A 26,776-nucleotide genomic window follows, 5' to 3' on the forward strand; every position below is an offset into this window, starting at 1 on the left:
TGCGGCGCCGGTCGTTCAGAGTAAGGAACCCACAGCATGCGCATGAGCACCAGCATGATGTACCAACAGAACATGAGCGGCATCACGGGCAACCAGTCGCTGTTCATGAAGGCCGCCGAGCAGCTTTCCTCCGGCAAGCGGGTGATCAACCCGTCCGACGATCCGCTGGCGGCGTCGCGTGCGGTGATGCTGTCGCAATCGCAGGCGGAAAACAGCCAATACACGCTGGCGCGCACCTTCGCGCGTCAGAGCGTGTCGATGGAAGAAACGGTCTTGGCCGGCGCGACCTCCACCATCTCGGACATGAAGGCGCTGATCGTCAATGCCGGTGGCACCGAAAGCGATAACGACCGCCAGTCGTTGGCCACTCAGCTGCAGGGGCTGAAAGATCAGCTGCTGAACCAGGCCAACAGCACCGACGGCAACGGCCGCTATATGTTCGGCGGGTATGTGAACGACAAGGCGCCGTTCGTCGACAACGGCGGCACCGTTAGCTATCAGGGGGGCGACAAGACGGTTGAGCAGAAAGTGGACGCCAACCGCACCATGACCATCGGCCATACCGGCAATGCGGTGTTCATGTCATTGACCAGCAACCCGAAGCCTGAGCCGGACGGCAGCGCGCCGGTCAGCAACATTTTCGAGAGCATCGACATCGCGCTGAATGCGCTGAAAACGCCGCTGCAGGGCGCCGACGAGGCCACCAAACAGCAGGTGAATGATGCGCTGGCGAAAGCCAACCGCGGCCTGGACAACTCCTACAACAACGTGTTGAGCGTGCGCGCCGAGCTGGGCAGCCAGCTGCAGGAGATGGATCAGCTGGACAGCATCGGTAAAGAGCGTGACATGACCAACCAGATCCAGATGAGTGCGTTGACGGATGCCGATCTGGCCGAGTCTATCTCGTCTTACTTCATGCAGCAGGCGGCGCTGCAGGCGTCGTACAAAACCTTCAGCGATATGCAGGGCATGTCGTTGTTCCAGATGAATCGTTAAGAGCAATACCCCGTTGCCTGACCGCGACGGGTTTCCCTTTAGTGCGCTTAGAAAATGCCCTCTCCGCCCCGCGGGGAGGGAGGCTTCTTGAAACCGGGCGCACTCGTTTGGCGCGTCGCTCGTTCTCCCACTACTGACTGAGCGACGCGCCTTTTTTTGTCTGCGTGTTCCCCATTCACCTTAAGCCTTAGCGGAAAGGCACGCCGCGATCCCTATCACCGCCGTTATTGCCTCCGCCGGCGCCGCCCATCCGTTGCATTTCTTCTCTGGTCAGTTCTCTCAGCATAGGTCGATCTCCTGTTAACGCGACTTAGCGTTATTTTTAGGGTTGTTATTTTCGATTTGGGATTTGCGGCTCTCATTTAGCAGCCAGCGTATTGGCGTATAGAGGCACTCGGCCAACTTCAATGAGCCAAATAAGGTAAACGGGATGATGACAAAACTATCGACGCCAGGCGGCAGAGCAAATAAACCCCAGGAAAAACCCAGCGTGTTTAAAATAGTGCTCATGATCAAAAGGGCGATGCCGCTGATGAATAAATCACTCAGCTGAAGCTTTATCTTCATATTTAAACCGTTTATATTTTAATGAGGCTTGCCGCGTACTGGTAGCAAGGTTGTTTTCAATATAACGCTGGGGAAATAAGGTGGGAAATCGATTTTTCTTGTCAGTGAATAAATAAGTGGTGTGAGTAAAATAAATCATTAATACATTATTTTTAAATTTAACGCAGCAGCCAGGGTGATGTGGCGCGTTATTCCCTTCCTAAGAATAAAGTACACCGGCACGGTTTGCCGGCGAGTGATGAGTGTGGGTCCCGGGCTGCCGATGCGGCGTCGCGTCAAGTGACGTTGCAGAGGCCGAATACGGGCGCAACCCGGAATGTTTTGCTAAAAACCGTACGGGATTATTTCTTTTTCTTCACCACTTTCCATTTTTCACCGGCGGCCGTTTCGCTGATGGCAACTTTAAATTTGTTGCTTTTCCAGTGGGGCATGCCGAATAACTGGCGTGCTTTGCGGTTGCTTTTCGCTTTAATCATGATCTCGCTCCTGTGGTTAGCAAAGGTCGATGCTGCGCCCTGCAGCCGGCAGGCTGCCGGACGCATTTATTCAGGGTGTAAGTTATCTGTCGCGCATTTAACTCTGCGTGGCTGCGTTATTTTATTTTTCTCTAATCAATAAGTTTATATTATCGCCGCGGGTGACTGATGGCGTGCGGGCGATATTTTTTCTACCGGGTCTATTTTAGGTCGGGGTTTTATTTATTCAAGCCGCCGGAGACATTTGAACCTTAATCCGGATAAAAGGCGTTTCTCAGGCTTTTGTCCCAATAAAACGGTTTTATTGCCATTTTGTCTCAGGCAAAAGGGGGGAAGGAAGGAGGAGGCGGATTCAGAAGGTCATGCCGCCGATCACCGCCGCCAGACGATCGAACACTTCGCCAAACAGATGTTCGCAGAACGGCGCCAGCATCGGCATCATCATGCCCAGCGTCATGATGCCGAAGGTCATGGTGACCGGGAAGCCGATCACGAACACCGACAGCTGCGGCGTCATGCGGTTGAGCAGGCCGAGTGCCATGTTGAGCGTCAACAGCAGGCAGATCAGCGGCAGCGCCAGCATCATGCCGTTGATGAAGATCAGCGAGCCGACCTGAGTCAACACCAGGAAGCCGTTGCCGTTCAGCGGCTGCGTTTGGATCGGCAGGGTATGGAAGCTGTCCGCCAGCAGCGAAATCAGCCACAGATGGCCGTCGAAGCTGAGGAACAGCAGCATCGCCAGCAGGTTGAGCAGGCGCGCCAGCACCGGCATGTTCGGGCCGCCGCTGGGATCGAAGAAGGTGGCGAACGACAGGCCCATCTGCATGCCGATCACTTCCCCCGCCAGGCGCACCGCCGCGAAGGCGAACTGCATGGTCAACCCCAGCGCCACGCCGATCAGTATTTGCTGAATCGCCAGCCACAGGCCGGCGGCGGAGAAGATGGGAATATTGCTGGCGGGCAGCGTCGGCGCGATCAGGATGACGATCAGTCCGCCAAGGCCGATTTTGACCTTTTTGCTGATTTGCTTTTCGCTGAATATCGGCGCGGTGCTGATCAGCGCCAGAATGCGCAGCAGCGGCCAAAAGTAGTGGCTGAGCCAGACGGTGAGCTGGGCGCTGTCGAAGGTGAGCACGGTCAGCCGATCAGGGTAGGCAGGTTGCTGAACAGGGTGCGCATGTAGTCCAGCAACAGATTCAACATCCAGGGGCCGGCGATGATGATGGTGGCCACCACCGCCAGAATTTTGGGGATGAACGACAGCGTCATTTCGTTGATCTGGGTGGCGGCCTGCAGCAGGCTGACCACCAGGCCGCTGATCAGCGCCGCCAGCAGCAGCGGGGCGGCCAGCGCCAGCGCCACTTTCATCGCCTCGGTGCCGAGCGCCATAACCGATTCAGGTGTCATCTCGCTTTCTCCGGTCAGGGGTTACGAATAGAAGCTCTGCGCCAGCGAGCCAAGCAGCAGCTGCCAGCCATCGACCAGCACGAACAGCATCAGCTTGAACGGCAGCGAGATGGTGGCCGGCGGCACCATCATCATCCCCAGCGCCATCAATACGCTGGCAACCACCAGGTCGATAATCAGGAACGGAATAAACACCGTAAAGCCGATCTGGAAGGCGGTTTTCAGTTCGCTGGTGACGTAGGCGGGCAGCAGGATGCGCATCGGCACCGCTTCCGGGCCGGCCAGCGGCGGCTGATTGGCCAGTCTGGCGTACAGCGCGAGATCGGTTTCGCGCGTTTGGCGCAGCATGAACTCGCGCAGCGGCTGCGCGCCTTTATCCAGCGCGACCTCCAGTCCGATCTTGTCCTGGCTGAACGGCAGGTAGGCGTCCTGATAGACCTTGTCGAACACCGGCGACATGATGAAGAAGGTCAGGAACAGCGCCAGCCCCAGCATCACCTGGTTCGGCGGCGCCGACGGCGTGCCCAGCGCATTGCGCAGCAGGCCGAGCACGATGATGATGCGGGTGAAGCTGGTCATCATCAGCAGCATGGCGGGCAGGAAGGTCAGCGAGGTCAACAGCACCAGCGTCTGCACCGGCAGCGACCAGCTCTGGCCGCCGTTGGCCAGCGGCTGGCTGATCAGCCCCGGCAGTTGTGCAAAAGCCGCCGGGCTGATCAGCAGCAGGGCGGCAGGGAGCCAAACCGCCGGGCGGCGGACGAGGGTATGAAGAGTCGAGGTCATGCCGATTTTTCCGGGCGTTTCAGAACTTTTTGCATCAGTTGGCGGAAGTCCGCCGGTGTTGCCGCGTCGGCCTCGCCTGCGTCTTTCGGCGGGGCGGGCAGGGTGTGCAGCGGGGTGATCTGCTGGGCGGTGACGCCCAATACCAACAAGGTGTCGTCGACTTCCACCACCACCACGCGCTCGCGCTGCCCGACCTGGCAACTGGCGCGCAGGTTGAGCAGTTTGTTGTTGCGCGCCTGCGGGGCGAAACCCAGCCGACGGAACAGCCAACCGGCCAGCAGGATCAGCAGCAGAATGCCGCCGAGCGCGCTGCTGACCTGCATCAACACCGAACCGGCCGGCAGGGGCGGCGCGGCGGGCGGTTGGGTGCTTTGCACGGTAACGGGCGCCGCGGCGGTCATCAGCGGCTCAGTCGACGCATGCGTTCGGATGGGGTGATGATGTCGGTGATGCGCACGCCGAACTTGTCGGCCACCACCACCACTTCACCTTGCGCGATCAGGTAACCGTTGATCAGGATATCCAGCGGTTCGCCGGCCAGGCCGTCCAGCGCCACCACCGAGCCTTGCGACAGGCGCAGCAGCTCTTTGATGGTCATCTTGGTGCGCCCCAGTTCCACGGTCAGCTTGACCGGAATATCCAGGATCAGGTCGATATCCTGCAGGCTGCCGAGCGCATCCTGAGCTTCCAGCGACTTGAACACCCCTTCGGTGCTCGCGCCGGATTTCTCTGAAGACTGCTGCTCGTTAAACGCATCAGCCCACAGATCGTCCACGGATTCCTTTCCTTCGCCAGACGGTTGCTTAGGATCACTCATTGGGCTGTTCCTCACTCAGAGCATTCAAAATAGGGTTAATCAAATGTTCAACACGCAGGGCGTATTGCCCGTTCAACGTGCCGTATTGGCTGGTCAGAACCGGTACGCCGTCCACATGGGCGATCAGGCGTTCCGGCTTATCTATCGGTAATACATCGCCCGGTTGCAGCTTCAGGACTTTTGACAGCCGCATCGGGATATCGACGAAGTTGGCGATCAGCTCCAGTTCGGAATGCTGCACCTGCTTCACCAGCGTTTCGCGCCAGTGGCTGTCTTCCTGCCGCGAATTTTCCAGCGGCGGGTTGGTCAACAGCTCGCGCAGCGGCTCAATCATCGCGAACGGAATGCAGATGTTGAACTCGCCGGTCAGCGCGCCGATCTCCACCTGGAACGGCGTGGTGACCACGATGTCGTTCGGCGAGGTGGTGATGTTGGTGAACTTCACCTGCATTTCGGCGCGCACGTACTCTACGTCGATCTTGTAGATGGCGCTCCAGGCGTCGCCGTAGGCGTCCAGCGCCAGGCGCAGCATGCGCTTGATCACCCGTTGTTCGGTCGGGGTGAATTCGCGGCCTTCGACCTTGGTCGGGAAGCGGCCGTCGCCGCCGAACAGGTTATCGACGGCGATGAACACCAGGCTCGGCGCGAACACGAACAGGGCGGTGCCGCGCAGCGGATTCAGATGCACCAGGTTCAGGTTGGTCGGCACCGGCAGGTTGCGAGCGAACTCGTGATACGGCTGGATTTTGATCGGGCCGACGGTAATGTCCGGGCTGCGGCGCAGCAGGTTGAACAACCCCATGCGGAACTGCCGGGCAAAACGTTCGTTGATGATTTCCAGCGCGTGCAGGCGCTCGCGCACCACGCGGCGCTGGGTGTTCGGATCGTAAGGCTTGACCTCGCTCTCTTTGCCGACCACCGCCTCGGGTTCATCACCCGCGCTGTCGCCGTTGAGCAAGGCGTCGATCTCTGCCTGTGAAAGAATGCTATCGCCCATAGTGATTACCGCAGTATGAAGGCGGTGAACAGCACGTCGCTGACCACCTGCTTCGGTTGTCCCTTAACCAGCGGCGGGCTGAGCACGTCCTTAATCTGCGCCACCAACTGTTGCTTCCCTTGTTCATTGGCCAGCTGGCTCGCTTCCTGACGGGAGAGCAGCATCAGCAGACGGCTGCGCACTTCCGGCAGAAAATCGTTCAACTGGCGGCGGGTACTTTCGTCCGGCAGACGCAGCGTGAGGCCGATGTACAGCACGCGATCCGGGTTGTTGTCCGGCGTCACCAGGTTGACGGTAAAGGTGTCGAGCGGCATGAACACCGGCGCCGCCGGCGGTTGTTCTTTGACGGCGGCCGGTTCGGCGCCGTTTTTATGCTGTTGCAGCAGCCACCAGCTGTAGCCCGCGGCGCCACAGGCGACGACGCTGATCAACACCAGCAGGATGACCAGAAGGGGGCGTTTCGGTGCTGCCGGAAGGGAGTTCTGAGACATAGCGAAATCTAATTCCTGTTGTTCCACCCGCGGCCGGCGAGGCGGCGGGCATAGCGCGCGGCAAAGCCGCACGCATGACATGTAAAGGTATTATCGCGTCTATTGTGGCGTGCAATAGCCTGAATAGACGCGCAAATGGGTGCCAGCTTGGGCGTTTGCGGCGGCTCAGGCGAAAATATCGACGCCGTTGACCGCGCTGGCCATACGCTGCAGCGCCGCCGGTGCGCTGACGCCCTCGGCGGCTGCGCCGTCAGCGCCATGATGTTCAGCATAGCTGGAACGGCCCTGGCCGTTGGAAGCCTGCTGTTGCGCCTGCTGCCAGTGCGGGGTGGACTCGCCGCCCACGCTGCTCTGCCCCAGGTTGATACCGCTCTCCGCCAGCGCGTGCCGTAGCTGCGGCATCGCCGCTTCCACCGCCGCACGCACCTGGCCGTGCGCAGAGGCGATGTGCAGCTGCGCCTGCTGATCGTCCAGTTTCAGCGTGATCTGCAAGGCGCCCAGTTCCTGCGGGTGCAGGCGCAGCTCGGCGCTCTGCTGGCCGTTGCGGTGGAACATCAGCACCTGTTGGTTCAACGCCTGCTGCCACTCCGGGCTGCCCAGCTGCGCGTTGAGCTGCGGAGCCGGCGGTGCAGTCACCAGCGCGCTGGCCGGGGCGGCCGTTTGCGTCGGGCTGGCGGCGGCCAGGGCGACAGCGTGATTGAGCGTCGGTTGCTGCTGTGCATCGCTCGCCGGCAGCGGCTGTGCGGCGTTTGCGCGTTCACCGCTGGTCGGCTGCGGGAGCGCCGCGGCAGCGTTGTCGCCATCGGTAGCCGGCGTTTTCGCGCCCGTCACCGCCGGGGCGGGGGCCGCCGACGAGCGCGCGGCGGTGTTATCACCGGCCGCCGCGATGTTCAGCAGGCCGTTGCCGGGCTGCAGCGCAGTGGCCTCGTCAGCGTTTTCCACCGGCAGCGACTGTTGGCCTTCGGCCGGTTGCGCCTGAGCGACGATCGCGGCCGGCAGCATGGCGTACAGCGCCTGCAGCGTCGCGGCATCCAGCTCTTTGGCGGCGACGATCGGCGGCTGCGCCGGTTTATCGCCGGCGGCGGGCGCATCGCCTTCAACGGCTTCAGAAGAAGGCGCGTCGGCTGAGGCTGACAGGTTCGGCAACAGGCCGCCGCGCTCGCCGAAGGTGGCCAGCAGCTGATTGAGCTGGTTGCGGCTCAGGGCCGGGGCGCGTTCATCGTCCGCGCTCAGCGTGGCCGGCTGAGGTTTACCATCGGCGGCGGGCGTGAAACGCGCGCCGAGCAGTTGGGCAAAAGCGGACGACAGCTGGCTTTCGTCCAGCGCCGAGGTCAGTTCGGTCAGACCGCCGGCGTCGCCGGGTAAGGCCAGGCCGGGCAGGGCGTTCAGATTCATGGGTTGAGATTCCTTTGTGCGCTGCGTTGAGCGAATTCATCCATCAATTTTTGATCCCGTTTGTTCTCCTGCTGCTGCTCCGCGTTCATTGCGCGGGTATGCAGGGTTTCGAAAGCGTTCAGCCGCTGTTGTTTGTCTTGCCATTGCTTCACCGCGTGATCCACTTTCTGCCCCCACTGCAGCAACTGCTGGCGGTGCTGGTCGATGGCCTGCTCCAGCGTGCCGATAAACTGCTGGTAGTTTTGCCAGCGTGAGCTGTCCATGCCGTCGCAGAGCGTATGATTCAGCTTCTGGCGGTATTCGTCCTGATAGTTGAGCAGCATCGACAGCTGTTGCTCCGCCGCCTGCTGCGCCTGCCGCACCTGGCCCAGCTGTTGCGCGGCTTGCTCCACCGCATCCTGCGCCAGATCGCGTAGGGTAATCAGGGGGGATTGTGATTTCATCGCTGTGCGCCTCTGGTGACGTTAAACAATCAACTGCTGCAGCTGTTGACAGGCTTCATCATAGCCGCTGCGTTCGAAGATACCCTGCTGCAGGTAGGCTTCCATCTGCGGATACAGCGTCATCGCTTTGTCCAGCAATGGATCGCTGCCCGCCGCGTAGGCGCCGACGCTGATCAGATCGCGGTTGCGCTGATAGCTGGCCAGCATCTGTTTGAAGGTGCGAACCCGGCGGTAATGCTCTTCGTCGATCAGCGACGTCATGGCGCGGCTGATTGACGCTTCGATGTCGATCGCCGGGTAGTGGCCGGCCTCTGCCAGCCGCCGCGACAGCACCACGTGGCCATCAAGGATCGCGCGCGCCGAGTCGGCGATCGGATCTTGCTGATCGTCCCCCTCGGTCAACACGGTGTAGAAAGCGGTGATGGAGCCGCCGCCGCTGATGCCGTTGCCTGCGCGCTCCACCAGGGCGGGCAGCTTGGCGAAGACCGAAGGCGGATAGCCTTTGGTCGCCGGCGGCTCGCCGATGGCCAGTGCGATCTCACGCTGCGCCATGGCGTAGCGGGTGAGGGAGTCCATGATCAGCAGCACGTGCTGCCCGCGGTCGCGGAAATCTTCGGCGATGCGGGTGGCGTAAGCCGCCCCCTGCATGCGCAGCAGCGGCGATACGTCCGCCGGCGCGGCGATCACTACCGAGCGCGCCCTGCCTTCGGCGCCGAGAATGTTCTCGATAAAGTCTTTGACCTCGCGGCCGCGCTCGCCGATCAGGCCAACGACGATCACATCCGCCTGGGTATAACGGGCCATCATGCCGAGCAACACGCTCTTACCGACGCCGGAGCCGGCGAACAGGCCCATGCGCTGGCCGCGCCCGACGGTCAGCAGGCCGTTGATGGTGCGCACCCCCACGTCCAGCACCTGCTCGATCGGCGTGCGCTGCAAGGGGTTGAACGGCGCGGTGATCAGCGGCGCGCGGTAACCGGTTTCCGGGGAGGGCAGGCCGTCGAGCGGTTTGGCGCTGCCGTCGAGCACGCGCCCCAGCAGCGCCGGGCCGAGCGGCAGCTGTTTGCCGGCGCTTTGGCCTTCCGGCGCGATGCGGGCGTAAACCCGCGCGCCCGGCACGATGCCTTCCACTTCTTCCAACGGCATCAGGAACAGCCGCTGGCCGTTGAAGCCCACCACTTCGCTTTCCACTTCCTGCACCTCACCGGCGTCGTGCCGTTCGATGAGGCAGGTCGCGCCGAGCGGCAGCTGCAGGCCGGTAGCCTCCAGCACCAGCCCGGTGGCGCGGGTCAGGCGGCCGTAGCGGCGCAGCGTCGGCGCGCGGGCGATGCGCTTTTCCAGCGTATCCAGAGAGCTCAGCCAGCGGCCGAGACGCGCGGTCATCAGACTTCTCCCGGTGCCGCCAGGCGGCACAGTTCATGCCAGCGCGTCGCCAGGCTGGCGTCGAGATCGCCTTCCTCGGCGCTGACCTTGCAGCCGCCCGGATGCAGTTCGCCGTCCGCCAGCAGACGCCAGCCGTGCAGGCTGAGGGTAACCCCCAGCTGCTGCTCGACGCGCGGGTAGTCGTCCGGGTGCACCCGCAGCTGCGGCTTGCCGTTGAACATCGGTTCCTGCTGGATCAGCTGTTGGATCTGCGCGAGCAGGGCGGTGCCGTCGCACACCGGCGGCTGGCCCAGCACCTGTTTGGCGGCGGTCAGCGCCAGCTGCATCAGCCGTGACGCGATCACGCTGTCGAGCGCGTCCAGCGTGTGCTGGAATTCGGTAACCAACTGCTGCCAGTGGGCGGTCAGCGGCTGTTGCTGCTGCTGCGCTTCCAGCAGCCCCTGCTGGCGGCCTTCCTCCAGTCCGGACTGAAAACCGGCCTCGTAACCTTTCTGCTGGCCGTCGGCATAGCCCAGTTGCTGGCCCTGTTGCTCCGCCTGCAGGCGCAGCGTCGCCAGCTGCTGCTGTAATTCGGCCTGCGCGTCCGGCGACGGATCGTCAAGTTCGAGATCCGGCAACTGCGGCAGTTCGACAGCCGGTTTCTGTTCGCCCAAATCGTTGAGCGACCAGGGCTGCCAGGGCAGGGTGTTAATGCGATCAGACATAGGTGTCCTCGCCGCCGCCGATGATCATTTCGCCGGTTTCTGCCAGGCGTCTTACCACCAGCAGGATGGCTTTCTGCTCGTTCTCCACCTGCGACATGCGCACCGGCCCACGGTTGGCCAGGTCGTCGCGCAGGATGTCGGCGGCGCGTTGCGACATGTTCTTGAGGAACTTCTCGCGCAGCGGCTGTTCGGCGCCTTTCAACGCGATCAGCAGCGACTCGCCTTCCACTTCCTGCAGCAGGCGTTGGATGCTGCGATCGTCGACTTCCACCAGGTTTTCGAACAGGAACATCTCGTCGATGATCTTCTGCGCCAGCTCGCCGTCGTATTCGCGCATCGCGTCGATGACCGCTTCTTCCTGCTGGGTTTTCATCAGGTTGATGATCTCGGCGGCGGTGCGCACCCCGCCCATTTTGCTGCGCTTGAGGTTCTGGCCGTCGAGCAGGTTGTTCAGCACTTCGGTCAGCTCCGCCAACGCCGCCGGCTGCACGCCGCCGAAGGTGGCGATACGCAGCATCACGTCGTTGCGCAGGCGTTCGTCGAACAGGGCCAGGATGTCCGCCGCCTGGCCGCGTTTGAGGTGCACCAAAATAGTGGCGATGATCTGCGGGTGTTCGTCGCGGATCAAATCGGCGGCGCTCTGCGGCTCCATAAAGTTGAGCGTTTCCATGCCGGTGGTGGTCTCGCGCGATTCGAGAATGTCTTCCAGCAGGCTGGCGGCGCGCTCTTCGCCCAGCGCCTTGACCAGCACCGAGCGCAGGTAGTCGCTGGCGTTGACGCTCAGCGCCGCGTATTGCTCGGCGTCGTCTTCAAACTCGGTCAGTATCTCGCCGAGCTGTTTGTGTGAAACCTGGCTCATGCCGGCCATGGTGCCGCTCAGCAGCTGTACTTCGCGCGAGGAGAGGTGTTTGAACACCTCCGCCGCGCGATCTTCACCCAGCGTCATCAGCAAGATGGCGCTTTTGTCGGTTCCGGTCAGGCTCATATCTCGTTACTCATCCATTGGCGGATTACCAGAGCGACCACGCGCGGGTCTTTGTCAGCCAGATCGCGGATCCGCTGGCTCTGGACTTCTGCGCTGACGCGCTGCTGCGATTTGCGACGCTGCGCCAGCTCCTCGTTGCTCGGTTTGTTGCTGTCGGCCGCTTTGGCGGCAGGGGCGTTGGCGGCGGCGAGGGCGGCCTGTTGCGCGGCCTGGCGCTGTTGCAGCTGCGGCCGCACCAGTTTGCGCCACAGCAGCCAGGCCACCAGCAGCACCAGCAGATAGCGGCCCGCGTCGATCAGGCGATCGATAAACGACTGGCTTTGCCAGAACGGCAGTTCGCCACCGGTCACCTGGCTGTCGGTAAACGGTGTGTTGACCACGTTCAGGGTATCGCCGCGGCTGCTGGAGTAGCCCATCGCTTCGCGCACCAGCGCTTCGATCTGCGCCAGCTGTTCTTTGCTCATCGGCTGCGGTTTGCCGTCTTTGTCTACGCCGAGGTAGTTGACCACCACGGCGACCGACAGACGCTGCACGGTGCCGGCTTTTTGCTGGGTATGGCGAATGGTGCGATCGAGCTCGTAGTTGGTGGTCGCGTCGCGTCGGGTATTTTGCGGCACGCCGCCGGCCGCCGCGCTGCGGGTGGCTGCGGCGTTTTGCGCGGTGGCGTTGTTGCCTGCCGTGGTGGCCGGCTTGGCGGTTTCAATCGGCGCGGTGGCCGGCGCGCTCGGTTGGTTGGACAGCGCGCCCGGCACGCCACCCACCTGCGGCCCACCGATCTGCTCGCTCAGGCTGGTTTGCTGGGAGCGGATAGCGGCTTTGTCCGGCTGCTGGTTCGGCTGGTACTGTTCATCGGTTTGTTCGCGCGTGGCGAAATCGATTTGCGCCGTGACCTGCGCACGCACGTTGGCGCTGCCGACCACCGGGGCGAGGATCGCTTCGATGCGGCGCTGGAAGCCGTTTTCCACTTCGTTGGCGTATTTCAGCTGCGAGGCGTTGAGATCGCGCCCGGTGCCGTCGGACTGGGTCAGCAGGCGGCCGGCCTGATCGACCACGGTCACGTTGCCCGGCGGCAGACCGGCGACGCTGCTCGACACCATATAAACGATGGCGTTGATCTGGCCGTCGTCCAGCGCACGGCCGGGTTGCAGGGTGAGCGTTACCGAAGCAGAAGGGGATTTCTGTTCGCGCACGAACAGCGAAGGTTTAGGCAGCGCCAGGTGAACGCGGGCGTTTTGCACCGGCCCCAGCGATTCGATGGTGCGCGACAGCTCGCCCTCGAGGGCGCGCTGATAGTTAATCTGCTCGCTGAACTGGCTGATGCCGAATTTTTCCTGATCCAGCAGTTCGAAGCCGACGGCGCCGCCTTTCGGCAGCCCTTGCTGCGCCAAACGCAGACGGGTTTCATGCACTTTTTCCGCCGGGATCAGCAGCGCCGCGCCATTCTCGGCAAAGCGGTAAGGGATATTCATCTGCGTCAGCTGGGTGACGATGGCGCCGCCGTCGCGGTCGTTCAGATTGCTGTACAGCACGCGGTAGTCGGGGCTTTTCACCCACAACAGCAGCGCGACGACGATCGCGATCGCGGCGGAAGCGGCGACCAGCAACGGAATTTTCGGGTTGGCGCGCAGACGGTTCCAGATGGCCTGCAGGCCGTTGTCGCGGCTTTCGCCGGCGGTTATCGAAGCACTCATTTTAGGTCTCGTCCTTCAATGGCGCTCACGATCCCGTACGGGCCGCTGAGCAGCTCCCTGCCAGGCTGATGAACGGTATGGTTAGCGTTGTGTGACAAAACAGACTCCCTGATACACATATCTTCTAAATAGCGGCGCTCCCATTTCTGGGCAGGCCATTATTCGCCTTATCAGACAATTCCGATTGCCCGATAAGCCGGGTTTTTTGCAGTTAATTAACCGCTTTAGGTCCGAAAACGCTGTGCTAGGGTGTGCATCATTGGAGAAGTGCAGGGTGAAAACGTCACCCGGCGAGACGAGATGATTGAGGACCAGATGGCGATTCAGGGCATTGAAGGGGTACTGCAGCAGATGCAGACCATGGCGGTTCAGGCCGGCAAGATGGGGCAGAATGCGGCGCCGCAGGGCGTCAGCTTCGCCAGCGAACTGACCGCGGCGCTCGGCAAGATCAGCGAGACCCAGCAAACGGCGCGCAAACAGGCGCAGGATTTCGAGCTGGGCGCGCCAGGCATCAGCCTGAACGATGTGATGGTCGATCTGCAGAAATCGTCGGTCTCTTTGCAACTGGGCGTGCAGGTGCGCAACAAGCTGGTGGCGGCCTACCAGGACATCATGAATATGCCGGTGTGATGAACGTGCCGACTATTTTTCAGTGAAATTTGGCTCGGCGCTGTTACCTTAGAGTGACGGCCAGTCCGACAATGCTGAAGCCGCAGCGCCAGCCGAGGAAAAAAAACCAGCTATCGAAATAGCTGGCTGAAGGTGCGATAAAACATTTATGTCATGTAGGAGCGTCGACAGCCGCTCGAGGTGGCGTCAACGCGATTATCATATTTGTTATATTATAACAAATCAATGCTGCCGTGCGTTTGCTTCAGCCCGCCAATTCCGCGATCCGCTGGTGGGCGCTTGCCAGCCCCTGATCGCGGCCGTGCGGTTTCATGTCCAGCCCTTCGGCATAGATAAATTGCACGTCGCCGATCCCCATCAGCCCCAGCACCGAACGCAGGTAGGGCGTTACGGCATCGGTCGGATGCCCGGCGTGCATGCCGCCGCGTGAACTGAATACCAGCGCATTGACGCCTTCCACCAACCCCACCGGGTAGGTGGCGGTATAGTTGAAGGTCATTCGGGCGCGGGCCACCAGATCGAACCAGGTTTTCAGCTGGGTCGGGACGTTGAGGTTGTACATCGGCGCGCCGAGCAGCAGCAGATCGCTCTCTTTCAGTTCGGCAATCAGCCGGTCGGAGAGCGCCACCGCTGCTTTGGCGCGTGGGCTGATGTTTTCCGCGCCGCGCAACGCACCGAACAGCTCGCCGTCCAATACCGGCAGATCCAACGCCGTCAGATCGTGTTCGACGATCCGATCTTCGTGTCCTTTTGCCTTACGCGCCGCCAGATAGCGGTCAATCAGGTTATTGGTCTGCGAGTCATTTCCCATAATGCTGGATTTGAGTACCAGTATTTTTTTCATGCTGTTGTCCTCTGACGGTCATCTGTGGTTTTCACCGGGGATTCGGAATGACTGCAGGTTATCATTGCTTGATGTTCACCAGTGGTGATAGGTTTTCACTAAATTGATTCCATATTGGCAACATTAAGATGAAAAGCGATCTGAGTGCGCTGCCGGCCTTTGTTGCCGTAGCGGAAGGCGGCAGTTTCGCCGCCGCCGCAGAGAAACTGCATCTGACGCGCTCTGCGGTCAGCAAAATCGTGTCGCGTCTCGAGGCTCGGCTTGGCGTGATGTTGTTTATGCGCACCACGCGCAGCCTGAGCCTGACGGATGAAGGGGCGCTGTACTATGAGCACTGCCGGCAGGCGTTGGCAAACATTCAGGCGGCGGAAAACCAGCTCGACAGCGGCAAGATGCAGGTCAGCGGCCGGCTAAGAGTCTCGGTGCCGGTGCTGTTTGGCCATTTGTGCATTGCGCCCGTGTTGACGGCGCTGGCGAATGAGCATCCCTTACTGACGCTGGAAATTTCATTCAGCGACCGCAGGATCGATCTCGTCGACGAGGGGTTCGATCTGGCGGTTCGCATTGGCGAGCTGGCGGACAGCGGCAGCCTGGTTGCCCGGCGCTTGGGCGAACACGGCATGCTGCTGTGCGCCTCGCCCGATTATCTGCAGCGCTGCGGTGAACCGAGAACGGTAGAGGCGTTAAGCCGACATCAGGCGGTGGGGTATCTGCACGCCGGCGCCGTGCTGCCCTGGCAGCTTCGTGGCGAAAACGGCGAGCTGCGGTCGTTCAGGCCACCGGCCAAGATGATGATGGATGACATGCAGGGGATCGTCGATGCGGTGTCCGCCGGCGCCGGTATTGCCTGGCTGCCGGAGTGGCTGGTGCGCGAGCGCTTGATGGCGGGGACGTTGGTGGAGATCATGCGCGGTGAGCCCAGCCTCAGTTTCCCGGTGAACGTCGTGTGGCCCTATATGCCTTACCAGCCGCTCAAGGTGCGGCTGGCGGTAGACAAATTGGTGGCGGAGCTGCCTGGCAGGCTGACGCGGTTCGCGTCAGCCTGAACGTGTATGTGGTGGCATGCGGTCCAAGGGACGTTTGCCGATGTCAGAGCGTGCGCTGTTGCGTCGATCGTGGCAGTGACGGCTGTGTTTTCCCTGTCAACAGGCAACTGAAAATAAGAACCCAAATGAACCCGTAAGAGTAATCGGGGTTGGCGGCGCAAGAGCCCAAAAATGCTGAGAAAAGCATAAATTTAAGCATGGAATGGGCTTCGTTGCCGGCGACGTTGCATTGCGAACGAATAAGCTTGGATACGATAAAACCGACTAACAGTATCGTCCCCAATATTCCGAAGTTAGCAAGTAGGGACAGAGGCAGAGAAGATATTCTTGCACTACCGATACCGACGCCCAAGCCAAAGGTATTATACATAATTTCAAGGGCATTGTAGTTGGAGGCGGAACGCACGAGGTGGGAGATCGTTTGCGCTTTTTTATCCGCGTAATCGGTTATTTTCTCCAGGAAAAAGATAAATGTGAGCTTTGATACGATGACCAAAGCCAGAGAAAATAGAGCTTTCTGTATCAGGCTAAAACGCGGACTGAAAATGAATGTGCCGCATAGCGACGTAAGCAGGGTAAAATAGCCCGATGTAGAGCCGTTTTTAACCAAGAGCAGCATCATCAATAGGGCCACTAGCTTCAGTCGCAAACCCTTGGCAACCATAAGAGGCACGATCGTTGCGCCGATAAAGATACCGGCGAATGACGGTTCACCGAAGGTACCGCTCAGTCTGGATTCAAAAATGGCATTGGCGTTATGCATGCTGTTATACATCAAAATCTGAATCGCATTCGCCAGCGGCCTGGCAAGGAGCCAAATCAGACAGTAAGCCGAGAAAACCAACGTTGTGAAAATGATGGTTTTCAGTGCGTATTCAGGCGTAATTTCACGCCGCTTGACGTAAATGACATACAGCGTTATGAGGTTCAGCGTGATTAGAATCAGTTGCTTGATGTTGTTATTGCCCCACACAAGCGAGATACCTTTTTTGGCGTAGTTATTTTCAAAGCTATAAGCCGGTGAATAAACTCTTACCCCTTCAAATAGGTGGGTTAACGCATAGGTGAAGAACCAAAAAAGAATAATTATTACCAACGATTGTAGAAATACCCGGTGTTTTAAGTTCAAGACGGATGTGCTGTTTTTTGAAGTGAAAACAAACCGGGTTATTAAAACCAGCTCGATAAAGTAAAATATGGGTAGGCTATTACTCCCTGTGTTAATAATAGCGCTTGATTGAAAGATGGATGCGAGAATCAACAGGGCGAAAATGGTTCTGTGGTGTAGGAAAAAAGTGGCGAAAGCAAGAGCTAGCCAAACAAAACTTAATATATTCACATTATATTCCCTAAATTACTTATCCTATATGGCATCGTCTGGCTTCAAATTAAAGTAGTTATAAAAGCCAGCGTATTTCCGCGCACTATCATACAATAAGAAGGTGGGACGGTCTAGCTGTAAGGGTAGTAGATTCATGGGGTTATAGAATTAGACTGCAAGTATATCCAATTCTTATAATTAACGAGCTAACTAAGCCGCGCGGATTTTGCGTTTGGTATAGTGACGATTGGCCCTCGGGATTTGCAATAACAGCAGGAAATAGGCCACCGGTGCAATTAATTTAGCAATGGAATAAATAAATAAAATTAATCAGAAATCACCGAGGAGCAACGACCATTGCAATGCGTAATAAAGCAGCAACAAGAGACAGCTGGCAAGCACCAGCTTTTCACCCGCTTGCTTAAGCTTGGCTTTAACGTTGTTCCTTTGCCGCATTTTTACGTTCTCGCTTTAGACAGTCAGATAGAAAAGCAGTATAGCAAGCAAATTTTAGGGGGCGGTCAAAATAGGAAAATACTTAATGCTTTGGTGGAGAACCGAGCAGTGGGTTGTGCGGGATAAATAGCCAGCGGCAGGAAGAGAACAACTAGGAAAAGGTGCCAGCGGTCGCTGGCGGATACGTCAAGATAAGTTGCTCGGCACGCCCACATCATTGCGATGCCATCGTTTATCCGGGCTAAATTGCACTGTTTGCCGCCATTGATTAGCCGGAACCGTAATGCTGTTCAAAGGCAGGTTCCATAATCCTTTGATGGCCGCGAATGGCGGTAGGCGCGAAACCGAAGCGTTTGCGAAAACGTTCGGCGAAACGCGATGCGCTTTCATAACCCACATGTTGCGCGATGGCGGAGATCGGCCAGTCGGTCGACTGCAGCAGGGCCAGCGCGCTACTCATGCGCACGTCGATCATCAGATTACGCAATGCGGTATTTTCCATCGACAGTTTGCGGCGCAACATCACTTCACTCATCGACAGGCTTTCTGCGACTTTGGCCGCCGTCCAAATGCTGTGCGGGTCGGTCGCCAGGCAGCGGCGCACGCGTTGCGTCAGATCCTTGGCTTCGTTGTGAATAAAGCGAATGCCGAATTGGGCCAGCCACAGCAGAATTTCCAGCATTTTGTGCCGCACGATGATGGTGGGAAAGCGTTGCCGCAGCGTCAGCGCCAGACCGGTGGTTTCAAAACTGTGCTTGAGGGCGCAGGGCAGGTTGCGCAGCGCCAGGACAGCCTCGAACGGCATCGGCATCGGCGCCGGCGTTTCCTCGGCCGGAGGTTGGACGGTGAGCAACAGGGGATCGCAGGTCAGCAACTGGCAGCTGAATACGCCGTCTTCGGACGGGCCGTTAATAATGTCCACCGTTTGCCCCCCGTCGATAATCAACAGCTCGCCGGGATGAGCGACCACTTCGTGTTGTTGCCAGCGTACGCGCTTATGGCCTTGTTGTATCAGATACAGATGTGGTTGCTCAAAATAGACTGAAGGGAATAATAATTCAGTATGCTGAATGATGTGCGCTGAGGCGCCAATTCCAGGACAGAGATTAATTGTACGTTCCATCGATATTCATTTCGCAGCCATTATCTGAGAATATCTTTACGCTTTGATCAGCGTTGGAGCAACATTTTTCCATGGGCCGTGAAACACAGCGGCGTGTTTTATCTATCAAAAATCAATTTCCTGCTGAACAGAAAACGTCCGTGTCGGGATGATGTTTATCCATTAAAGTGAGAGCCAGGCTCGAAACGCGCATTTTACCAATTACCCATGAACTGAATAATTCAAATGCCATAGATTAATATCCTAACGTAACCCGAGAGTAATAGCGCATAGTGCTATTTAATCTATTTTCGTCAGTGTTGTCGATCTTATCGGACCTGTGGTTCCCCCAGCAACAGCGCACGATCATGAAACTGGCCGTAGGTATTGTTGACCACGTTTTGGCGCGTCGACTGTTCAATAAGCGTTTTCAGCTCATCCATCCGTTGCTGCAACAGACGTTTGAGCTCGGTTTCGTTGTCGAGGATCTGTTGCAGCTTATTGCGCAACATCTCCTGCAACGCCATGGACGGGCCGGCTTGCCCGGTAAAGGCGGCGGTTTTTTCCACCGCCGTCACGTAGGCGAATTCAAGCTCGACGAGCTCTTCCCAGCGCCCGGTTTGCGCCAGCGCGATCATCTGGCTGCTCAGGCTATAAATTTGTTGATAAGCGGCTAACAGCTGCTGTTGACGTTCCATTACACGGCGTCCTGCGAAGGTTGGTAGTTGGGGCCGATCTGGCGCCAGGCGTCGGCGATGTTTTCCAGCAGTTTGACCACCTCGGCAATCGCCGCTTCGTCGTTGTGCAGATTGGCCTGCATCAGTCGACGCTTCATATAGTCGTATAACGCCGCCAGGTTTTCGGCGATCTCGCCGCCCTGCTGAGGATCGAGGCCGCTTTTCAGGCCGTTGTCGATGATGTTGATGGCTTTGGAGAGCGCCATGCCTTTGCCGGCGATATCGCCCTGGTTCATCAGGATGCGTGCGCGAAGCAGGGCGCTGAGCGCCCCGTCGAACAACATCACGATTAACTGGTGCGGGCTGGCGCTCATGGCGCCGCTTTCCAGACTGACCTGTGCATAGGCCTGAGTGCCGCTACGGTTATACATGCTGTTTTCTTTACCTTGTTAAAGGGTTACTTTGCCGAGAATTGTTGCTGTAAGTAGTTACCCGTGCTGCTCAATTTGGACATCATGGTATCCAACTGAACGAACTGCTGCTTATAGCGGTCGATAGTGTTTTGAATGCTGGCGGTGACCGTGGTGATCTGGCTGTTCAGGCGATCGAGGTTAGTGTTGATGCTTTTGGTCGAGTTCTCGATGATGCCGCCGGCTTTGATGTAATTTTGGATCTCGTTGTGGATCTCGGTGGCCATGCCGGTGTCTTTGCCGTTGCCGGCGAAGAAGTTGGCGACCTGCTCCGGTTTTTCGTCGATGGCTTTATTCAGCTTGGTGCTGTCGATTTCCAGTTTGCCGGTCTTGGTGTTGGTGGTGATGCCGAGGTTGCCCAAGCCTTTCAACTCCGGGTTGTCCTGCGCGGCACTCAGGGCACTTTTGATCGAAGACTGAATACCGCGCAGGGTATTGTCGCCCAGCAGCGCACCGTTCTTGGCGTTCTGCGCTTCGCCAGGTTTGACCGGAGTGTATTTGGTCAGCGAATTGAAGGTGTCCAGCAGCGAGTTGTAGTTATCAACCCATTCCTTAATCTTATCGGCGCTGCCGCTTTTATCGATACCGATCACCAGGTTTTGCGGTTCGCCGGCTTTGGTGGTGGTTTTCAGGTCGAGGGTGACGCCCTGCAGGGCATCGGCGATCGAGTTGGTGCTGCGCTTGATTTTCGTCCCGTTGACGACAATTTCCGCATCCTGACCGGGCACGGTTTGCTTCATGGCTGTGCTGCTATCTTTAGGTGGCGTCTTTGGATCGTAGTTGAGGATGGCACCCAATTTGTCGTCGTTGTTGACCTGTACCGCAATAGTGTTCTTTTCGCCGGGCGTGGTGGAGCTCAGTGCCAATTGATAGTCGTTGTCGCCGACGCGCATGATGCTGGCGGTGACGCCGGATTTCGATTTATTGATGGCGTCGCGCATCTCGACCAGCGAGGTCTGATCGTCGCTGAGCGGGATTTTTGTTTCTTTCGGCGGGTTGCCGGCGGTGATGCTAATCGAACGATCGCTGCTGCCCGATGTGCCCAGCTTGGCCTGCTGGTCGGCAATCGGCGTCTGAGTGGTCAGCGTTTGCGGCTGTGCCAGTTTCAAGACCTCAATCGAATAGTTACCCGGCACCGACTTGTTAGTGGTGGTCACGGTAAACTGATCGTGCTTAGTGGCAGTGGTGTTGTTGAAGAACTCTGGCTTGGCCAGCTCTTTGCTCAGATTGTCAAACTTCTCCAGCGAGCTTTTCAGCGTGCCGTAAGCGGTCAATTGGGCGTTGTAGCTGGTTTGCTGGGTGGTATATGGCGTCAGGCGCTGTTGTTCCGCTTTGGTCAGCTTGTCCAGCAAACCGTTGAGGTCGAGTCCTGAGCCGATGCCTAATGAACTGATCGATGCCATTCGTGCTTCTCCTTGGTAATGACTTTATTCGCTTTACGCGTTATCGGCCCAGTGGCGAAAAAGTTTACCGAAAAAAATAAAAAACCGATGGCGCAATAGAAGAGGGAAAAACCGCGTTATTTTCGCCATTGCCGTAAACGCAAAAATTTTTAAAAAATTGCTAAAGGTTGTTAGGGGAGGGCCGATACCTGAGGGGACGGTGGTTGACGCCGTGGGCAAACAAGCCCGAACCTTTTAACCGTGTTGCGAAGAACGCAACTGACTCGTAAGGAAAGCAAACAATGGCACAAGTAATCAACACTAACAGCCTGTCGCTGATGGCGCAGAACAACCTGAACAAATCTCAGTCTTCTCTGGGCACTGCGATTGAGCGTCTGTCTTCCGGTCTGCGTATCAACAGCGCGAAAGACGACGCTGCGGGTCAGGCGATCTCCAACCGTTTCACCGCTAACATCAAGGGCCTGACTCAGGCTTCTCGCAACGCCAACGACGGTATCTCTCTGGCGCAGACCACTGAAGGCGCGCTGAACGAAGTTAACGACAACCTGCAGAACATCCGTCGTCTGACCGTACAGGCGCAGAACGGTTCCAACTCTTCCAGCGACCTGCAGTCCATCCAGGACGAGATCTCTCAGCGTCTGTCTGAAATCAACCGCATCTCCGAGCAAACCGATTTCAACGGCGTGAAAGTGCTGAGCAGCGATCAGAAGCTGACCATCCAGGTTGGTGCTAACGATAACGAAACCATCGACATCGAACTGAAAGACATCAACGCCAAAACCCTGGGCCTGGAAACCTTCAGCGTTGCCGGTGGCGTGGATAAAGCTAAAATCGGTGGTGCCGTTACCGAAGTGTCTACCGGTAAAAGCATTGCTATCGATACCAACGGTAAGAAAGCGGGTGCTGATGATCCGGCAAAATACGTTAAAGATGACGCATCCGGCGACATCTACGCAGCAGATACCAAAGGCGACTTCTATAAAGCCACTATCGGCGCCGATGGTAAAGTTACCGCCATCGACACTACTGCAGCTGGTGCAACTCTGAAAGGTACTTTGAGTACTGCCGCATCCGTTTCCAGCATTCAGGAAAAAGTAGCTGTGTCTGGTGACAAAGCTGACACCGACAACCTGAAATCTTACGACAACGGTAAGTCTTACATCATCGAAGACGCTGGTAAATACTTCAAAGCTGAAGTGGCCAAAGACGGTAAAGTTACTCGTGGCGCAGAACTGAGCTCCGAGCCAAAAACTGCCGACCCGCTGGCAACATTGGACAAAGCGCTGTCTCAGGTTGACTCCCTGCGTTCTTCCCTGGGTGCGGTACAGAACCGTTTCGATTCTGTTATCAACAACCTGAACAGCACCGTTAACAACCTGTCCGCTTCTCAGTCCCGTATCCAGGATGCTGACTACGCGACCGAAGTGTCCAACATGAGCCGTGCCAACATCCTGCAACAGGCTGGCACCTCTGTTCTGGCACAGGCTAACCAGTCTACTCAGAACGTGCTGTCCCTGCTGCGTTAATCGTCTCTCCCGATTAACTGTCGCAAAGAAACCCCGCTTCGGCGGGGTTTTTTTATGCTCGCGCACCGCGCGGTTATTACATGGCGCAAATAAAGCCCGTTTTGTGCGACTGTTCAGCCGATTGGCATTCTGCCCCCTACGCATAATAGCGCTGACTCTCTTATCCGCAGGTTTAAGACATAGTGAGCGATCTGTATACCGCCGAAGGCGTGATGGACAAAAATTCTCTCTGGTTGCGCTACGTGCCGTTAGTGCGCCACGAGGCGTTGCGCCTGCAGGTCAGGCTGCCCGCCAGCGTGGAGCTTGACGACCTGTTGCAGGCCGGGGGAATCGGGCTATTAAACGCCGTTGAGCGTTATGACGCCCTACAGGGAACCGCCTTTACCACCTATGCGGTGCAGCGCATTCGCGGCGCGATGCTCGACGAGTTGCGCAGCCGCGACTGGGTGCCGCGCAGCGTGCGGCGCCACGCGCGCGAGGTCGCGCAGGTGATGCGGCAACTGGAACAGCGTTACGGCCGTCCGGCGAGCGAGACGGAAGTGGCGCAGACGCTGAACATCTCGCTGGATGAGTACCGTCAAATTCTGTTGGACACCAATAACAGCCAGCTTTTCTCCTACGACGAATGGCGCGAGGAGCATGGCGAGAACGCGGAACCGATGCTGGAAGGGCATGAAGAGGCCAACCCGCTGCATCACCTGTTGGAAGGCAGCCTGCGCCAGCGGGTGATCGACGCCATCGAGGCGTTGCCGGAGCGCGAAAAAATGGTGCTGACGCTGTATTACCAGGAAGAGTTGAATCTCAAAGAGATCGGCGCCGTGCTGGACGTGGGGGAATCCCGCGTCAGCCAACTGCACAGTCAGGCGATCAAACGGCTGCGCGCGCGGCTGGCGAACGATACCTGACGGCGGAGCGCCGCCCCCAACTCGATGACTCATGCGACAATCGGACTGCCCCTTATGCCAGGAATACTGTTGAAGAAACGGCCGCTTAGCCGTTACCTGAAAGATTACAAGCACAGCCAGACCCATTGCTCCCAGTGCGGCAAACTGTTGGACCGCATGGCGCTGGTGTTTCGCGGCAAGATAATCAATAAAGAAGCCATCGCGCGCATGGATCAGCCGATCGACGATGCGGTCTGGCAAAACGTGCAGCACGAGCTGACCGCGCTGTGCCGCTTTTGCAGCGAGATTTCCTGCAACAGCCACCCGAGTTATTTCGACATTATGGCGTTCAAGCAGTATCTGTTCGAACAGACCGAGATGAGCCACAGCACCATTCGCGAGTACGTGGTGCGGCTGCGCCGGCTGGATGAAATGCTGGTGGCGCGGAATTACCCGGCGGACAAATTCGCCAACAGCGCCAGCCATCAGCGCATCATCGACGATCTGCCTACCGCGGCACACAACAACTACCGCATTGCGCTGCGCAAGTACGATCAGTATCTCGCCTGGCAGCGCAGCTACTGAGACTTTCCCCGGCCACTGGGCCGGGGTCTGCTGTTTCCCCCGTGATAAAGGATGATTATTCAGTTCACATCTGCTAAATCTATCGGTTATCAGATGTTGATATTCGATTCCCTGGGGGGAAGTAGTGAACCTGCAACAACAACTGGCGCAATTTCCGCGTCTGGATCTGGTTGGCGTCGCCACACCGCTGGAAAAACTGTCCCGTCTCTCCGATTACCTCGGCCGTGAAATTTACCTTAAACGTGACGATGTCACGCCTATGGCGATGGGCGGCAACAAGCTGAGAAAGCTTGAGTTTTTGGCCGCCGATGCGCTGCGGCAAGGCGCCGATACGCTGGTCACCGCCGGCGCCATTCAATCCAACCACGTGCGCCAGACGGCGGCGGTGGCGGCGAAACTGGGCCTGCACTGCGTCGCGTTGCTGGAAAACCCGATCGATACCCGCGCGGAAAACTACCTGACCAACGGCAACCGTCTGTTGCTCGGCCTGTTCAACGCCGAAGTGGTGATGTGCGAAGCGCTGCACGATCCGCAGCAGCAGCTGGCGGAACTGGCGACGCGCCTCGAGGCGCAGGGCTTCCGGCCTTACGTGGTGCCGGTGGGCGGCTCCAATGCGCTGGGCGCGCTGGGATACGTGCAGTGCGCATTGGAAATCGCCGAACAGAGCCAACGCAGCAACGTGGCGTTCAGTTCGGTGGTGGTGGCCTCCGGCAGCGCCGGTACCCACGCCGGGCTGGCGGTGGGGCTGCAGCAGCTGTTGCCGGAAACCGAGCTGATCGGCGTGACGGTTTCGCGCACCGTGATCGATCAGCTGCCGAAGGTTGAGCAGATCCAAAAGGCCCTGGCCTGTTCGCTGAATATTGACGAACTGGCGCCGATCGCGCTGTGGGACGATTACTTCGCGCCGCAGTACGGCATGCCGAATGAAGAAGGCATGGCGGCGGTGCAGCTGTTGGCGCAGCAAGAGGGCGTGTTGCTGGATCCGGTATACACCGGCAAGGCGATGGCCGGTTTGATCGACGGCATCGCCCAGCGGCGTTTCCGCGACGAAGGTCCCATCCTGTTCGTTCACACCGGCGGTGCGCCGGCGCTGTTCGCCTACCATCCGCAGGTGTAAACACCGCGTGTTATTCCATTTTGAACTATATTTATAAGGTTATATTCCTTTATGCGGGCGGTTGCACTGTTAAAGTGCTGATATCAAAAAAGATAAACAACATACAGGGGTGTTTATGATGTTTGCGAAAGTTCGTCGTCAATGGTTGTTGGGCGTGGTGGGTATTGCGTTGGCCGCCGGTGTGACGACGCAAACCTACGCCGCCGATAACCTGCTGCAGCAGGTGAAACAGCGCGGCACGCTGATCGTTGGGCTGGAAGGCACCTATCCGCCGTTCAGCTTCCAGGGTGAAGACGGCAAATTGACCGGTTTCGAAGTGGATTTCGCCAACGCGCTGGCGCAACATCTGGGCGTGAAAGCCAAGCTGAACCCGACCAAGTGGGACGGCATGCTGGCGTCGCTGGAGTCAAAACGCATCGACGTGGTGATCAACCAGGTGACAATCTCCGATGAGCGCAAGAAGAAATATGATTTCTCCACCCCTTACACCGTTTCCGGCATTCAGGCGCTGGTGAAAAAAGGCAACGAAGGCACCATTACCAAGCCGGATGACCTGAAGGGCAAAAAGGTCGGCGTTGGCCTGGGTACCAACTATGAGCAATGGCTGCGCGAGAATGTGCAGGGCGTGGACGTGCGCACCTACGACGACGACCCGACCAAGTATCAGGATCTGCGCGTCGGCCGCATCAACGCCATTCTGGTGGATCGCTTGGCGGCGCTGGATCTGGTGAAAAAAACCGGCGATACGCTGGCGGTGGCCGGCCCGGCCTTTTCCCGCCAGGAGTCCGGCGTGGCGCTGCGCAAGAATAACCCAGAGCTGCTGGCCGCGATTGACCAGGCGATCGCCGAGATGCAAAAAGACGGCACGCTGGCGAAGATCTCCGAAAAATGGTTTGGCGCGGACGTAACTAAATAATGCACGAAAGTATTCAACTGGCGCTGGATTCAGCGCCATTTTTATTGAAGGGCGCCATACTGACGCTGCAGCTTAGCCTGGGCGGTATGGCGTTCGGCCTGTTGCTGGGGTTTCTGCTGGCGCTGATGCGCCTTTCGCCGCTTTGGCCGCTGTCATGGCTGTCGCGCATTTACGTATCGCTGTTCCGCGGCACGCCGCTGATCGCCCAGCTGTTTATGATCTATTACGGTCTGCCGCAGTTCGGCGTTGAATTCGATCCTTTCCCGGCGGCGCTGATTGGCCTGTCGCTCAATACCGCCGCCTACACCTCAGAAACGCTGCGCGCGGCGATTTCGTCGATCGACAAAGGGCAGTGGGAAGCCGCCGCCAGCATCGGCATGACCCGTTGGCAAACCCTGCGCCGGGTGATCCTGCCGCAGGCGGCGCGCACCGCCTTGCCGCCGCTGGGCAACAGTTTTATCGGCCTGGTGAAGGACACCTCGCTGGCCGCCACCATTCAGGTGCCGGAACTGTTCCGCCAGGCGCAGCTCATCACCTCGCGCACGCTGGAAGTGTTCACCATGTACCTGGCGGCATCGCTGATTTACTGGGTGATGGCGACCCTGCTTTCCGCACTGCAAAACCGTCTGGAAGCCCACGTTAATCGCCAGGATCAGGAGTAACG

At 58.4% G+C, this 26,776-nt stretch carries 30 protein-coding genes; 9 read left to right on the top strand and 21 right to left on the bottom strand.

Going from position 1 to position 26,776, the window contains the following annotated elements; genetic code table 11:
* The first annotated feature begins 36 nt into the window (after nucleotides 1-36).
* A complete protein-coding gene (flgL, locus tag ACJ8PN_RS09605; protein ID WP_351106176.1) occupies nucleotides 37-996 on the top strand; it encodes a flagellar hook-associated protein FlgL in 960 nt (319 codons plus the stop codon).
* A 300-nt stretch (nucleotides 997-1,296) separates the two neighbouring features.
* Here the strand turns inward: flgL and ACJ8PN_RS09610 are convergent, their stop codons facing one another.
* From ACJ8PN_RS09610 to fliF, 15 genes are all read right to left on the bottom strand, one after another.
* Nucleotides 1,297-1,563 (bottom strand): hypothetical protein, encoded by a 267-nt coding sequence (locus tag ACJ8PN_RS09610; protein ID WP_442534851.1) that lies wholly within the window; start codon nucleotides 1,561-1,563, stop codon nucleotides 1,297-1,299.
* A 341-nt stretch (nucleotides 1,564-1,904) separates the two neighbouring features.
* Entirely contained in the window at nucleotides 1,905-2,039 is a 135-nt protein-coding gene (gene sra, locus ACJ8PN_RS09615) for a stationary-phase-induced ribosome-associated protein (RefSeq protein ID WP_442534852.1), read from the bottom strand.
* A 352-nt stretch (nucleotides 2,040-2,391) separates the two neighbouring features.
* Nucleotides 2,392-3,174, bottom strand: a complete 783-nt coding sequence (gene fliR / locus ACJ8PN_RS09620; RefSeq protein ID WP_171454246.1) for a flagellar biosynthetic protein FliR — start codon at nucleotides 3,172-3,174, stop codon at nucleotides 2,392-2,394.
* Between the two features lie 2 nt (nucleotides 3,175-3,176).
* Nucleotides 3,177-3,446: a flagellar biosynthesis protein FliQ gene (gene fliQ / locus ACJ8PN_RS09625; RefSeq protein WP_004934803.1), complete on the bottom strand. Its 270-nt coding sequence runs from the start codon at nucleotides 3,444-3,446 to the stop codon at nucleotides 3,177-3,179.
* A gap of 21 nt (nucleotides 3,447-3,467) precedes the next feature.
* A complete protein-coding gene (fliP, locus tag ACJ8PN_RS09630; RefSeq protein WP_004934802.1) occupies nucleotides 3,468-4,229 on the bottom strand; it encodes a flagellar type III secretion system pore protein FliP in 762 nt (253 codons plus the stop codon).
* Complete coding sequence (gene fliO, locus ACJ8PN_RS09635; protein WP_442534853.1) at nucleotides 4,226-4,630, bottom strand: flagellar biosynthetic protein FliO; 405 nt, start codon at nucleotides 4,628-4,630, stop codon at nucleotides 4,226-4,228. Before fliO ends, fliP begins: the two co-directional genes overlap by 4 nt.
* Nucleotides 4,630-5,046 (bottom strand): flagellar motor switch protein FliN, encoded by a 417-nt coding sequence (gene fliN, locus ACJ8PN_RS09640; protein WP_004934799.1) that lies wholly within the window; start codon nucleotides 5,044-5,046, stop codon nucleotides 4,630-4,632. Before fliN ends, fliO begins: the two co-directional genes overlap by 1 nt.
* Nucleotides 5,039-6,043, bottom strand: coding sequence for a flagellar motor switch protein FliM (fliM, locus tag ACJ8PN_RS09645; RefSeq protein WP_004934798.1), 1,005 nt, complete (start codon nucleotides 6,041-6,043; stop codon nucleotides 5,039-5,041). Before fliM ends, fliN begins: the two co-directional genes overlap by 8 nt.
* 5 nt (nucleotides 6,044-6,048) lie before the next feature.
* Nucleotides 6,049-6,534 carry a flagellar basal body-associated protein FliL gene (gene fliL, locus ACJ8PN_RS09650; protein WP_015378245.1) on the bottom strand — a complete coding sequence of 162 codons (486 nt, stop codon included), beginning with the start codon at nucleotides 6,532-6,534 and terminating at the stop codon, nucleotides 6,049-6,051.
* Nucleotides 6,535-6,699: 165 nt separating this feature from the next.
* Nucleotides 6,700-7,929, bottom strand: a complete 1,230-nt coding sequence (locus ACJ8PN_RS09655) for a flagellar hook-length control protein FliK (protein ID WP_171454244.1) — start codon at nucleotides 7,927-7,929, stop codon at nucleotides 6,700-6,702.
* Nucleotides 7,926-8,372, bottom strand: coding sequence for a flagellar export protein FliJ (gene fliJ, locus ACJ8PN_RS09660; protein ID WP_171454243.1), 447 nt, complete (start codon nucleotides 8,370-8,372; stop codon nucleotides 7,926-7,928). The genes ACJ8PN_RS09655 and fliJ overlap by 4 nt, the downstream gene beginning before the upstream one ends.
* A 21-nt stretch (nucleotides 8,373-8,393) precedes the next feature.
* Nucleotides 8,394-9,755 (bottom strand): flagellar protein export ATPase FliI, encoded by a 1,362-nt coding sequence (fliI, locus tag ACJ8PN_RS09665; protein WP_351106165.1) that lies wholly within the window; start codon nucleotides 9,753-9,755, stop codon nucleotides 8,394-8,396.
* Nucleotides 9,755-10,459 carry a flagellar assembly protein FliH gene (gene fliH, locus ACJ8PN_RS09670; protein ID WP_038876881.1) on the bottom strand — a complete coding sequence of 235 codons (705 nt, stop codon included), beginning with the start codon at nucleotides 10,457-10,459 and terminating at the stop codon, nucleotides 9,755-9,757. Before fliH ends, fliI begins: the two co-directional genes overlap by 1 nt.
* The gene (gene fliG, locus ACJ8PN_RS09675) at nucleotides 10,452-11,444 is read right to left on the bottom strand and encodes a flagellar motor switch protein FliG (protein ID WP_004934775.1); all 993 of its coding nucleotides are present in this window, start codon (nucleotides 11,442-11,444) and stop codon (nucleotides 10,452-10,454) included. The genes fliH and fliG overlap by 8 nt, the downstream gene beginning before the upstream one ends.
* Nucleotides 11,441-13,135, bottom strand: coding sequence for a flagellar basal-body MS-ring/collar protein FliF (gene fliF, locus ACJ8PN_RS09680; RefSeq protein ID WP_171454242.1), 1,695 nt, complete (start codon nucleotides 13,133-13,135; stop codon nucleotides 11,441-11,443). The genes fliG and fliF overlap by 4 nt, the downstream gene beginning before the upstream one ends.
* 315 nt (nucleotides 13,136-13,450) lie before the next feature.
* Here fliF and fliE point away from each other — a divergent pair, with 315 nt between their 5' ends.
* On the top strand, nucleotides 13,451-13,765 hold the full coding sequence (gene fliE, locus ACJ8PN_RS09685; RefSeq protein WP_004934773.1) for a flagellar hook-basal body complex protein FliE: 315 nt from the start codon (nucleotides 13,451-13,453) through the stop codon (nucleotides 13,763-13,765).
* Between the two features lie 244 nt (nucleotides 13,766-14,009).
* Here the strand turns inward: fliE and ACJ8PN_RS09690 are convergent, their stop codons facing one another.
* The gene (locus ACJ8PN_RS09690) at nucleotides 14,010-14,609 is read right to left on the bottom strand and encodes an FMN-dependent NADH-azoreductase (RefSeq protein ID WP_351106160.1); all 600 of its coding nucleotides are present in this window, start codon (nucleotides 14,607-14,609) and stop codon (nucleotides 14,010-14,012) included.
* A gap of 128 nt (nucleotides 14,610-14,737) precedes the next feature.
* On the opposite strand from ACJ8PN_RS09690, the gene ACJ8PN_RS09695 reads away from it, so the two are divergent.
* Complete coding sequence (locus ACJ8PN_RS09695; RefSeq protein ID WP_351106157.1) at nucleotides 14,738-15,655, top strand: LysR family transcriptional regulator; 918 nt, start codon at nucleotides 14,738-14,740, stop codon at nucleotides 15,653-15,655.
* Nucleotides 15,656-15,698: 43 nt separating this feature from the next.
* On the opposite strand, the gene ACJ8PN_RS09700 is transcribed toward ACJ8PN_RS09695, so the two are convergent.
* The 5 genes from ACJ8PN_RS09700 to fliD form a co-directional block, all read right to left on the bottom strand.
* The gene (locus tag ACJ8PN_RS09700; protein ID WP_351106154.1) at nucleotides 15,699-16,994 is read right to left on the bottom strand and encodes a hypothetical protein; all 1,296 of its coding nucleotides are present in this window, start codon (nucleotides 16,992-16,994) and stop codon (nucleotides 15,699-15,701) included.
* A 706-nt stretch (nucleotides 16,995-17,700) separates the two neighbouring features.
* Nucleotides 17,701-18,555 (bottom strand): helix-turn-helix transcriptional regulator, encoded by an 855-nt coding sequence (locus ACJ8PN_RS09705; RefSeq protein ID WP_442534854.1) that lies wholly within the window; start codon nucleotides 18,553-18,555, stop codon nucleotides 17,701-17,703.
* Nucleotides 18,556-18,863: 308 nt separating this feature from the next.
* Nucleotides 18,864-19,232, bottom strand: a complete 369-nt coding sequence (gene fliT / locus ACJ8PN_RS09710) for a flagella biosynthesis regulatory protein FliT (protein WP_038876898.1) — start codon at nucleotides 19,230-19,232, stop codon at nucleotides 18,864-18,866.
* Nucleotides 19,232-19,642, bottom strand: a complete 411-nt coding sequence (gene fliS, locus ACJ8PN_RS09715) for a flagellar export chaperone FliS (protein WP_004934758.1) — start codon at nucleotides 19,640-19,642, stop codon at nucleotides 19,232-19,234. Before fliS ends, fliT begins: the two co-directional genes overlap by 1 nt.
* Nucleotides 19,643-19,668: 26 nt before the next feature.
* Nucleotides 19,669-21,084: a flagellar filament capping protein FliD gene (gene fliD, locus ACJ8PN_RS09720; RefSeq protein ID WP_171454237.1), complete on the bottom strand. Its 1,416-nt coding sequence runs from the start codon at nucleotides 21,082-21,084 to the stop codon at nucleotides 19,669-19,671.
* Nucleotides 21,085-21,365: 281 nt separating this feature from the next.
* Between fliD and ACJ8PN_RS09725 the strand changes: the two genes are divergently transcribed.
* The 6 genes from ACJ8PN_RS09725 (at nucleotide 21,366) to tcyL (ending at nucleotide 26,774) form a co-directional block, all read left to right on the top strand.
* Nucleotides 21,366-22,610 carry a FliC/FljB family flagellin gene (locus tag ACJ8PN_RS09725; protein WP_171454236.1) on the top strand — a complete coding sequence of 415 codons (1,245 nt, stop codon included), beginning with the start codon at nucleotides 21,366-21,368 and terminating at the stop codon, nucleotides 22,608-22,610.
* A 182-nt stretch (nucleotides 22,611-22,792) separates the two neighbouring features.
* On the top strand, nucleotides 22,793-23,515 hold the full coding sequence (locus tag ACJ8PN_RS09730) for an RNA polymerase sigma factor FliA (RefSeq protein ID WP_004934752.1): 723 nt from the start codon (nucleotides 22,793-22,795) through the stop codon (nucleotides 23,513-23,515).
* A gap of 54 nt (nucleotides 23,516-23,569) precedes the next feature.
* Complete coding sequence (fliZ, locus tag ACJ8PN_RS09735; protein ID WP_004934751.1) at nucleotides 23,570-24,079, top strand: flagella biosynthesis regulatory protein FliZ; 510 nt, start codon at nucleotides 23,570-23,572, stop codon at nucleotides 24,077-24,079.
* Nucleotides 24,080-24,203: 124 nt separating this feature from the next.
* Nucleotides 24,204-25,196, top strand: a complete 993-nt coding sequence (locus tag ACJ8PN_RS09740) for a D-cysteine desulfhydrase (protein ID WP_004934750.1) — start codon at nucleotides 24,204-24,206, stop codon at nucleotides 25,194-25,196.
* A 115-nt stretch (nucleotides 25,197-25,311) separates the two neighbouring features.
* Nucleotides 25,312-26,112: a cystine ABC transporter substrate-binding protein gene (tcyJ, locus tag ACJ8PN_RS09745; RefSeq protein WP_171454235.1), complete on the top strand. Its 801-nt coding sequence runs from the start codon at nucleotides 25,312-25,314 to the stop codon at nucleotides 26,110-26,112.
* Entirely contained in the window at nucleotides 26,112-26,774 is a 663-nt protein-coding gene (gene tcyL, locus ACJ8PN_RS09750) for a cystine ABC transporter permease (RefSeq protein WP_033643498.1), read from the top strand. Before tcyJ ends, tcyL begins: the two co-directional genes overlap by 1 nt.
* Nucleotides 26,775-26,776 lie beyond the last annotated feature (2 nt).

This window comes from Serratia sp. CY76391, assembly GCF_052166695.1.
Classification (GTDB): Bacteria; Pseudomonadota; Gammaproteobacteria; order Enterobacterales; family Enterobacteriaceae; genus Serratia; species Serratia nematodiphila.

Excerpts from the sequence above, each read along its gene's own strand:
- ACJ8PN_RS09725 (WP_171454236.1), top strand. The coding sequence starts at position 21,366 with ATGGCACAAGTAATCAACACTAACAGCCTGTCGCTGATGGCGCAGAAC.
- ACJ8PN_RS09655 (WP_171454244.1), bottom strand. The coding sequence starts at position 7,929 with ATGAATCTGAACGCCCTGCCCGGCCTGGCCTTACCCGGCGACGCCGGC.
- fliN (WP_004934799.1), bottom strand. The coding sequence starts at position 5,046 with ATGAGTGATCCTAAGCAACCGTCTGGCGAAGGAAAGGAATCCGTGGAC.
- ACJ8PN_RS09705 (WP_442534854.1), bottom strand. The coding sequence starts at position 18,555 with ATGGAACGTACAATTAATCTCTGTCCTGGAATTGGCGCCTCAGCGCAC.
- fliH (WP_038876881.1), bottom strand. The coding sequence starts at position 10,459 with ATGTCTGATCGCATTAACACCCTGCCCTGGCAGCCCTGGTCGCTCAAC.
- fliQ (WP_004934803.1), bottom strand. The coding sequence starts at position 3,446 with ATGACACCTGAATCGGTTATGGCGCTCGGCACCGAGGCGATGAAAGTG.
- fliD (WP_171454237.1), bottom strand. The coding sequence starts at position 21,084 with ATGGCATCGATCAGTTCATTAGGCATCGGCTCAGGACTCGACCTCAAC.
- fliI (WP_351106165.1), bottom strand. The coding sequence starts at position 9,755 with ATGACCGCGCGTCTCGGCCGCTGGCTGAGCTCTCTGGATACGCTGGAA.
- tcyL (WP_033643498.1), top strand. The coding sequence starts at position 26,112 with ATGCACGAAAGTATTCAACTGGCGCTGGATTCAGCGCCATTTTTATTG.
- fliT (WP_038876898.1), bottom strand. The coding sequence starts at position 19,232 with ATGGAACGTCAACAGCAGCTGTTAGCCGCTTATCAACAAATTTATAGC.
- fliS (WP_004934758.1), bottom strand. The coding sequence starts at position 19,642 with ATGTATAACCGTAGCGGCACTCAGGCCTATGCACAGGTCAGTCTGGAA.
- fliG (WP_004934775.1), bottom strand. The coding sequence starts at position 11,444 with ATGAGCCTGACCGGAACCGACAAAAGCGCCATCTTGCTGATGACGCTG.
- flgL (WP_351106176.1), top strand. The coding sequence starts at position 37 with ATGCGCATGAGCACCAGCATGATGTACCAACAGAACATGAGCGGCATC.
- fliJ (WP_171454243.1), bottom strand. The coding sequence starts at position 8,372 with ATGAAATCACAATCCCCCCTGATTACCCTACGCGATCTGGCGCAGGAT.
- fliL (WP_015378245.1), bottom strand. The coding sequence starts at position 6,534 with ATGTCTCAGAACTCCCTTCCGGCAGCACCGAAACGCCCCCTTCTGGTC.
- fliE (WP_004934773.1), top strand. The coding sequence starts at position 13,451 with ATGGCGATTCAGGGCATTGAAGGGGTACTGCAGCAGATGCAGACCATG.
- tcyJ (WP_171454235.1), top strand. The coding sequence starts at position 25,312 with ATGATGTTTGCGAAAGTTCGTCGTCAATGGTTGTTGGGCGTGGTGGGT.
- fliP (WP_004934802.1), bottom strand. The coding sequence starts at position 4,229 with ATGACCTCGACTCTTCATACCCTCGTCCGCCGCCCGGCGGTTTGGCTC.
- fliZ (WP_004934751.1), top strand. The coding sequence starts at position 23,570 with ATGCCAGGAATACTGTTGAAGAAACGGCCGCTTAGCCGTTACCTGAAA.
- ACJ8PN_RS09690 (WP_351106160.1), bottom strand. The coding sequence starts at position 14,609 with ATGAAAAAAATACTGGTACTCAAATCCAGCATTATGGGAAATGACTCG.
- ACJ8PN_RS09695 (WP_351106157.1), top strand. The coding sequence starts at position 14,738 with ATGAAAAGCGATCTGAGTGCGCTGCCGGCCTTTGTTGCCGTAGCGGAA.
- fliM (WP_004934798.1), bottom strand. The coding sequence starts at position 6,043 with ATGGGCGATAGCATTCTTTCACAGGCAGAGATCGACGCCTTGCTCAAC.
- fliF (WP_171454242.1), bottom strand. The coding sequence starts at position 13,135 with ATGAGTGCTTCGATAACCGCCGGCGAAAGCCGCGACAACGGCCTGCAG.
- ACJ8PN_RS09610 (WP_442534851.1), bottom strand. The coding sequence starts at position 1,563 with ATGAAGATAAAGCTTCAGCTGAGTGATTTATTCATCAGCGGCATCGCC.
- fliO (WP_442534853.1), bottom strand. The coding sequence starts at position 4,630 with ATGACCGCCGCGGCGCCCGTTACCGTGCAAAGCACCCAACCGCCCGCC.
- sra (WP_442534852.1), bottom strand. The coding sequence starts at position 2,039 with ATGATTAAAGCGAAAAGCAACCGCAAAGCACGCCAGTTATTCGGCATG.